Annotated in this window: 7 protein-coding genes; 2 read left to right on the forward strand and 5 right to left on the reverse strand. The window is 66.2% G+C overall.

Going from position 1 to position 7,138, the window contains the following annotated elements:
• Positions 1-61: 61 nt before the first annotated feature.
• On the reverse strand, positions 62-535 hold the full coding sequence (locus tag QMX83_RS18935) for a hypothetical protein (protein WP_282298191.1): 474 nt from the start codon (positions 533-535) through the stop codon (positions 62-64).
• 94 nt (positions 536-629) lie between these two features.
• Between QMX83_RS18935 and QMX83_RS18940 the strand changes: the two genes are divergently transcribed.
• Positions 630-1,523, forward strand: coding sequence for a LysR family transcriptional regulator (locus QMX83_RS18940; RefSeq protein ID WP_282298192.1), 894 nt, complete (start codon positions 630-632; stop codon positions 1,521-1,523).
• On the opposite strand, the gene QMX83_RS18945 is transcribed toward QMX83_RS18940, so the two are convergent.
• The 4 genes from QMX83_RS18945 to QMX83_RS18960 all read right to left on the reverse strand — a co-directional run bounded on the left by QMX83_RS18945 (position 1,517) and on the right by QMX83_RS18960 (position 5,817).
• Positions 1,517-2,344: a class I SAM-dependent methyltransferase gene (locus QMX83_RS18945; protein WP_282298193.1), complete on the reverse strand. Its 828-nt coding sequence runs from the start codon at positions 2,342-2,344 to the stop codon at positions 1,517-1,519. The two genes, QMX83_RS18940 and QMX83_RS18945, sit on opposite strands and share 7 nt — an antisense overlap.
• A 70-nt stretch (positions 2,345-2,414) precedes the next feature.
• The gene (gene dusB / locus QMX83_RS18950; protein ID WP_282298194.1) at positions 2,415-3,407 is read right to left on the reverse strand and encodes a tRNA dihydrouridine synthase DusB; all 993 of its coding nucleotides are present in this window, start codon (positions 3,405-3,407) and stop codon (positions 2,415-2,417) included.
• A gap of 120 nt (positions 3,408-3,527) precedes the next feature.
• Positions 3,528-4,493, reverse strand: coding sequence for a ribokinase (locus QMX83_RS18955; protein WP_282298195.1), 966 nt, complete (start codon positions 4,491-4,493; stop codon positions 3,528-3,530).
• A gap of 25 nt (positions 4,494-4,518) precedes the next feature.
• Positions 4,519-5,817 (reverse strand): nucleoside transporter C-terminal domain-containing protein, encoded by a 1,299-nt coding sequence (locus tag QMX83_RS18960; RefSeq protein ID WP_282298196.1) that lies wholly within the window; start codon positions 5,815-5,817, stop codon positions 4,519-4,521.
• A 203-nt stretch (positions 5,818-6,020) separates the two neighbouring features.
• On the opposite strand from QMX83_RS18960, the gene QMX83_RS18965 reads away from it, so the two are divergent.
• Positions 6,021-6,986 carry an aldo/keto reductase gene (locus QMX83_RS18965; RefSeq protein ID WP_282298197.1) on the forward strand — a complete coding sequence of 322 codons (966 nt, stop codon included), beginning with the start codon at positions 6,021-6,023 and terminating at the stop codon, positions 6,984-6,986.
• The last annotated feature ends 152 nt before the right edge of the window (positions 6,987-7,138 follow it).

Here is a 7,138-nt window from a genome sequence, read left to right on the forward strand (position 1 = left end):
GAGCCACGCCCTGCGTGGCTTCGCGGTGCCAATCGTGGTCGAAGCCACGCAAGGCGTGGCTCTACAGCAAGGTGCGCGCAACATCCTTCCACGTCATGACGTGTTGCATGCCCTGCGGAACCGCTTTGCGCTGCGGCCCGAACAGGTATCGATGCGTCACCACGCCCTCCATGGCCTGCAGCACGTCGGTCCGGTCATCAATGAAATGGGTGATGCCCAGCGCCCGGCAATGCACCGCTTTCTCCGGACGTTGCAGGCAGAACCTGACGTTGGCCCTGTCGATCCCGGTGCGCTCGAAGAACCGATGATGCTCGAACCACTGCATCGTTCTGTCCTGGATGCGCTGCCCGCATTTGGACACGATCCAGACCTCACCGGCAAACCGCTCCACCAGCGCTGGAACCACCTGGAACATGTCGTCCATCGGTGGGGTGTTCAACGCGTTCTCCAGCGAGCCTGCGATGAATGAGGTATCCGGTGTGGTGTCGTCACCGGGGCTGATCAATACACGTCCGACGTCAATGCCGAGTTTCATGTGCGCTTCTCCGTAGTAGGTTGAAGCGCATTTCATCTGGCTGAGCTATCGAGCGGAACTTGATTTTAAAGATCATCTATAGAAAAAATGGATAATGAATCTTCTCCGCGACGTCAGCCTTGATGCCCTGATGGCCTTTGCCGAGTTCGCAGAGGACGGCAACTTCACCCGCGCCGCCGGCCGGCTCCACCTTTCCCAGCCGGCGCTGCATACCCGGATCAGCAAGCTGGGCGAGGCGGTCGGACGGCCCCTCTATGTGCGCCGCGGCCGAGGTATCGAGATCACCCCGGTTGGCCGGCAGGTACAGCGCTTTGCGCGTGAGCTGGCGGCATCAGCGAACGCCTTCCAGAGCGAACTACAAGGGCAGGACGTTGAACCGACCGTGGTGCTGGCGGCTGGCGAAGGAGCCACGCTGTACCTGCTCGGGCAGGGCATCCGCGCCCACCTGTCCCATCGCCGTCATTCGCTTCAGCTGCTTACGGCCGACGGCGCGGCCGCTGTCGAGGCCGTGCGCTCGGGCCGCGCCCAGCTGGGGGTGGCCTGTCTGGAAACCGTGCCCAAGGATCTGACGGTGTTGCCGCTGACCCGGGTGGGTCAGGTGCTGGCAATGCCGCGCCGACATCCGTTGTCGGCGCGGCGCAAGGTGAAGCTGACCGACCTGCAGGGTACCGATCTGATCGTGCCGCCCGAGGGGCGGCCGCATCGGGTCATGCTGTCCCGCCTGCTGCAGTCCGCCGGGGTGGATTTCAACGTGGCCGTGGAGGCCACCGGCTGGGAGGTGATGCTGCACCTGGTGCGGCTGGGCATGGGCCTGGCCGTGGTGAACGCGTGTTGCCGCCTACCCGCGGGCGTGGTCAGCCGCCCGATGCCGGAGCTGCCGTCGCTGCAGTACCACCTGTTCCATCGCAATGGCGGCGTGACCGGGGCCGCGGCCGCACTTCGGCAGAACCTGCTGGCGCAGGCCAACACCTGGCGTGACACTCAGTAGACGGTTGCGCGGGCCTGCACGAAGGAGAAGAAGAACACCGCGTTCGGATCGTTCTGCACCAGCCCGAATTCCTGGCGCATGCCGTCCACCGTGGCCTGGTCGACCAGACCGGCTTCCAGCAGCGGCTCGGCGGCCGACAGCAGCAGCTGTTCCCAGAACGCGATCATGGTCTTGCGCCGTGCCGGCTCGCGGTTGTCGAGGTGGATGGTCTTGATCTCGGTGTGCACGTCGCGGAAGCCGCCGGCGAGCAGCAGGTTGCCGAGCTTGGCCCCGACGAACGGGTCTCCGCCGTGGTCGTACTGGAAATCATTGAACGCCATCCAGTAGCGCCAGATGTGCGGCGAATACGGGTCGAGCAGGAACGAGGCGTTCATCACCTCGGTCACATACACCGGCGAACCCGGCACCAGCACGCGACGCACTTCACTGAGCACGCGGGCCGGCGAGGGCACGTGTTCCAGCACCCAGCACAGGAAGGCCGAGTCGAACTCGCGCGGGCCGAACGGCAGGTTGCCGGCGTCAGCCTGCTGCAGGGTGTAGCGCTCGCTGCACCACGGGGTCTTTTCCAGGTTCTGCCGCGCGGTGGCCAGCTGGGCCCCGCTCAGGTCCACACCGGTGACATGCAGTTCGGGGAACCGGCGCAGCAGGATCTCGGTCTGCGCACCCACGCCGCTGCCGACTTCCAGCAGCTTGCGCGCACCGGTGTAGTCGATGCTGTTGAAGATGGTGGACTCGAGCAGCCGGGACTGGATGACCAGCCGGTTCTGTTCGGTGTCGGAGAAGCCGTGCAGGTAAGTGGGGGAAGCAATAGGGGGCGTCATGGCAATCACATGGATGGCGGCGAGCGGGGGAGCCCGGTAGCGTCGAGCTCTGCTCGACGAGAAATCAAAATCAGGCAGCAAATGACAACGGCTGTCCCGCTGCCAACGCATCAAAATAGTCCCGTGTCAGCGCCACCTGCTGCTCAGCGTCTTCAGCACGGTTGACCACCGCACGGAACGCGGCATTCTCCGGCCGGTCCTTGGCGTACCAGCCCAGGTGCTTGCGCGCGATCCGCACGCCCTGGGCTTCACCGTAGAACTCGTGCAGCGCGTGCAGATGCCCGAGCAGGATGTCGCGCACTTCAATCAACGTCGGCGGCGGCAGTTCTTCACCCGTCGCCAGATAATGCGCGACTTCGCGGAAGATCCACGGCCGGCCCTGCGCCGCGCGGCCGATCATCACCGCATCGACGCCGGTCTGTGCGAGCACCTGGGCGGCCTTCTGCGGCGAATCGATGTCGCCGTTGGCCAGCACTGGAATGCGCAGGGCAGCCTTGATCGCGGCGATGGTCTCGTATTCGGCGCTGCCGGTGTAATGCTGGTCGCGGGTGCGGCCGTGCACCGCGAGTGCGGCAATGCCGCTGTCTTCGGCAATGTGGGCGATGCGCGGGCCGTTGCGGTGGTCGCAGTCCCAGCCGGTACGGATCTTCAGGGTGACCGGGACGGGCACGGCGTTGACCACGGCGGTGAGGATGCGGGCCACCAGGTCCTCATCGCGCATCAGCGCGGAGCCGGCCCAGGCGTTGCAGACCTTCTTGGCGGGGCAACCCATGTTGATGTCGATGATCTGCGCGCCGTGGTCGACGTTGTAGCGGGCGGCGTCGGCAAGCTGGGCCGGTTCGGTGCCGGCGATCTGCACACTGATCGGGGCGGGCTCGCCGGCGTGGTCCATGCGGTGGATGGACTTGCGGGTGTTCCAGAAGCGGGGATCGGAGATGGTCATCTCCGAGGCAGCCAGACCCGCGCCGAGCCGCTTGCACAGCAGGCGGAAGGGCTTGTCGGTGACGCCGGCCATGGGCGCGAGCACCACGTTGGGCTGGATGGAGTAGGGGCCGATCTGCATGGGCGGCATTGTAGTGCGCCGGGCGTTGGCCGGGCGTGCCGGGGATGGAACGCTGGGGTGACCGACGCCGCGGCAAAAAAAACGGCGCTTTCGCGCCGTTTTTCCGGTTGGATACGCCGATCAGGCGCTTTGCGCGTCCGCCGGGGTGAAGTGCGGCATGGCCACCGCCGCGCCTTCCTTCTCAGTCGAACGGCCGGCGAACTGGTTGGCGAAGCGCACGTGGCGGGCGAACGCGGCGCTGGGGTCCTGGGCCATCGAGGCGACCAGGGCTCCGTTGAAGGCATCGCCGGCACCGGTGGTGTCGGCCACCTGCACCTGTTCCGCGCCAACGCGGTAGTACGGCTGGGTGTCGCCGCGCAGGGTGTCTTCGTCGTGCGAGACGAATACGCCCACCGCGCCCAGGGTGACCACCACGGTGCCGTTGCCGACCAGCTTGCGGCACAGCGCGTGCAGGCTGGCACCGTCCAGGGCGGCGACGTTGTCGGCGTCGATGCGCTCGCCGACGTGGCGGCCGAGCAGGGCGGCGAACTCGGTCTCGTTCGGGGTCAGCACGTCGGCCAGCTTGAGCAGACCAATGCTGGACGGAGCGTCGGCCGGGGCGGCGTTGAGCACGGTGGTGGCACCGCCTTCACGGGCGATGGCCAGGGCCGCTTCAATGGTCTCCACCGGCGATTCCAGCTGCGCCAGCACGACCTTGGCACCGGCCAGCAGCGGGCGCTGCTGTTCGATGAAGGCGGTGCTGAGGGCGGCGTTGGCACCCGGGCCGATCACGATGGTGTTGCGGCCACGGGCATCGACATAGATGCCGCCGGTGCCGGTGGGCTCAGCGCTGGCCTCGGCGGTCAGCTCGAAGCCGTCCTGGGCGGCCAGGCCACGCGCCATGGCACCGCCGGCGTCGTCGCCGAGGGCGCACAGGAAGGTGGTGGTGGCACCGGCGCGGCGGGCCGCGACGGCCTGGTTGAAGCCCTTGCCACCGGGGCCGGTGCTGTAGCGGCCGGCAATGGTCGCACCCGGGGCGGGGAGCGACTCACAACGCCAGACATGATCCACGTTGAAGGAACCGACAACGACGACACTGCTACTCATAAAGATTGTTTCTCTAAAACGGATATCAGCTGAAATGCGTCAGCACGCCGGCAATGGTCGCCGTCATGAAGGTGGCGATCGTGCCGCCCAGCACCGCACGCAGACCGAACTTGGCCAGGTCGTGGCGGCGCTCCGGGGCCAGACCACCAATACCACCAATCTGGATCGCAATGGAGCTGAAATTCGCGAAACCGCACAGGGCGTACGTGGCGATCAGCCGGCCTTCATCAGAAAGGGTCATTCCCGGCACCTGGCCGTTGACGATTTTGGACAGTTCCGAGTACGCGACGAACTCGTTCAGCACGACTTTCTGGCCGATCAGCGAGCCCACGGTGGTGGCGTCGGCCCACGGGGTGCCGATCACCCAGGCAATCGGGGCCAGCAGGTAGCCGAACAGGGTCGACAGGTCGGTCGGTCGGCCCAGCAGGGCCTGCAGGCCGGTCACTTCGCCGAACCAGGTCAGCGGGGCGTTGAGCAGGGCGATCAGGGCGATGAAGGCCAGCAGCATGGCACCGATGTTCAGCGCCAGCTTCAGGCCGTCGCCGGCACCGGCGGCAGCGGCGTCGATGATGTTGCTGGAAGTCTTCTCCACTTCCATCTTGACCGTGCCACGGGTCAGCGGGGTACCGGTTTCCGGCACCAGCAGCTTGGCCACCACCAGGGTCGCCGGGGCGGCCATGATGCTGGCGGCCAGCAGGTGCTTGGCGTAGAACGCCTGCTGCACCGGGTCGCTGCCGCCGAGCATGCCCACATAGGCCGCCAGCACGCCGCCGGCGATATGCGCCATGCCGCCGATCATCATGGTGATCAGCTCAGACTGGGTCATCTTGGCGATGTACGGACGAACCGTCAGCGGGGCTTCGGTCTGGCCGATGAACACGCTGGCGCAGACGCTGGTGGTTTCCGCACCGGACACGCGCATGATCTTGGTGATCGCCCACGCCATCGCGCGCACGATCGTCTGCATGACGTTGAGGTGGTACATCACCCCCATCAGCGCCGAGAAGAAGATGATGGTGGGCAGCACCTGGAAGGCGAAGATGAAACCGTACTGATCGATGTTCATCAGGCCGCCGAAGATGAAGCTGGAGCCTTCGTTGACGAAGCTCAGCACCTTCACGAAGCCCTGGCCCAGGCCGTCGAACACATTGCGGCCGCCCGGAATGATCAGCACCACTGCGGCAAAGGCGATCTGCAGCGCGATGCCGGTGATCACCAGCCGCCAGTCGACCGCACGCTTGTTGTTGGAGAACAACCAGGCGATACCGATCAGTACCACCAGACCAAACAGGCCGAAGCCGATCCTGCCCAAACCTTCGACCATGAGAAGCCCCCCTGGGGCGCCGCGAAAAACGGGAAGCCTATAGTGGTGGCCGGGGCGGGGCAAGAAAAAGCGCCGGCCCGGGGCCGAACGGCCGCGATCGGGCAAGCATCCATAAGGGTTTGCGCCGGTTTGGGGGCTAAACTGGTGAACATCGTTCAGGTTCGCCGCGCGGCCTGGGTTCCCGATTTCCGCAGGAGACACATATGCATTACCGCCGCCTGGGCTCGACCGGCCTGAAGCTTTCCGCCCTGTCCTTCGGAGCCTGGGTCACCTTTGGTGACCAGATCGGCCGCGACGAGGCCCGCAATCTCATTGCCACCGCTTGGGACAACGGCATCAACTTCTTCGACAACGCCGAGGGTTATGCGCGCGGCCGCGCCGAACAAGTGATGGGTGACGTGATCGCCGACCTGCGCCTGCCGCGCGACGGCTACTGCGTGTCCAGCAAGGTGTTCTTCGGCTCCGTCGACGACCCGCGCCCGACCCAGCACGGGCTGTCGCGCAAGCACGTCACCGACGCCTGCCACGCGGCGCTCAAGCGGCTGCGGGTGGATTACCTGGACCTGTATTACTGCCACCGTCCGGACGCCGACACCCCCATCGCCGAGACCGTGCTGGCGATGGACACCCTGATCCGCCAGGGCAAGGTCCTGTATTGGGGCACCTCGGAGTGGTCGGCCGCGCAGATCCAGGAAGCGGTGGATTTCGCCCGTTCCCAGCACCTGCACCTGCCTTCGATGGAGCAGCCGCAGTACAACCTGCTGCACCGCAAGCGGGTTGAGGAGGAATACGCCCCGTTGTATGCCGACCCGGGCCTGGGCACCACCATCTTCTCGCCGCTGGCCTCCGGCCTGCTCACCGGCAAGCACAACGCCGGCATGGAGCCGGGTTCGCGTCTGGGCCAGCAGGACATGGGCTGGCTGCGCGACCTCGTGCTGGGCGATTCGGCCGAGCAGCGCCTGCAGCAGGTACGCCGCTACACCGAGCTCGCCGCCGAGCTGGGCTATTCGCCGGCCGAACTGGCCATTGCCTGGTGCCTGCGCAACCCGAACGTGTCCAGCGTGATCCTCGGGGCCAGCCGGGTGGGGCAGCTGGAGCAGAACCTGCGCGCGCTGGAGGTGCAGCTGGATGAGGCCGCTTGGACCCAGGTGGAGGCGGTGTTCGCCTGATCGGAGGAATCCGGTCATTGCGTCGCGCTATGTGACACGCTCGATGCAATGCCGGTGTGGGATTCGATCCGCTCGGTGAAACGCGGGTGTGGGATTCGTAGAGCCGGGCTTGCCCGGCTGCTTTTTGCGCGGACCCTCAGCCGGGCAAGCCC

Source organism: Stenotrophomonas sp. PS02289 (assembly GCF_029960115.1).
GTDB lineage: Bacteria > Pseudomonadota > Gammaproteobacteria > Xanthomonadales > Xanthomonadaceae > Stenotrophomonas.

What these genes read in the sequence shown, in the direction of transcription:
- QMX83_RS18935 (WP_282298191.1), bottom strand. Translation starts at nt 535, where the DNA reads ATGAAACTCGGCATTGACGTCGGACGTGTATTGATCAGCCCCGGTGAC.
- QMX83_RS18940 (WP_282298192.1), top strand. Translation starts at nt 630, where the DNA reads ATGAATCTTCTCCGCGACGTCAGCCTTGATGCCCTGATGGCCTTTGCC.
- QMX83_RS18945 (WP_282298193.1), bottom strand. Translation starts at nt 2,344, where the DNA reads ATGACGCCCCCTATTGCTTCCCCCACTTACCTGCACGGCTTCTCCGAC.
- dusB (WP_282298194.1), bottom strand. Translation starts at nt 3,407, where the DNA reads ATGCAGATCGGCCCCTACTCCATCCAGCCCAACGTGGTGCTCGCGCCC.
- QMX83_RS18955 (WP_282298195.1), bottom strand. Translation starts at nt 4,493, where the DNA reads ATGAGTAGCAGTGTCGTCGTTGTCGGTTCCTTCAACGTGGATCATGTC.
- QMX83_RS18960 (WP_282298196.1), bottom strand. Translation starts at nt 5,817, where the DNA reads ATGGTCGAAGGTTTGGGCAGGATCGGCTTCGGCCTGTTTGGTCTGGTG.
- QMX83_RS18965 (WP_282298197.1), top strand. Translation starts at nt 6,021, where the DNA reads ATGCATTACCGCCGCCTGGGCTCGACCGGCCTGAAGCTTTCCGCCCTG.